Raw genomic sequence first — 287 nt, 5'->3', positions numbered from 1 at the left:
CAATTAAAGATGCAATTGCGACAATTGGCGAGAATATGACATTTCGTCGTTCTGCTAAACTCTCTGTTGAGGATGGTGTTGTTGCTACTTATATACATAATAGTGTGGCTGAGGGACTTGGCAAGCTTGGTGTTTTGGTTGCTATTGAAACGACAGGAAATAAGAAGGCAGCAGCTGCTTTTGGTAGGCAGGTTGCAATGCATATTGCTGCAACCAATCCGTTGGCGCTAACAGCGGAAGATGTTGATTCCAGTGCTATTGAGCGTGAGAAAGCAATTTTTTCAGAG

The 287-nt window shown here is 43.2% G+C and carries 1 pseudogene; it reads left to right on the top strand.

Annotated elements, in window-relative coordinates:
* Positions 1-287 (top strand): annotated as a pseudogene (locus ACFIO5_RS12155) (translation elongation factor Ts); the annotation flags it as partial.

It is taken from the genome of Bartonella sp. AA86SXKL, from assembly GCF_042196885.1.
Note: the sequence above shows the minus strand (reverse complement) of the source record. Positions and strands in the feature narration are given on the sequence as shown.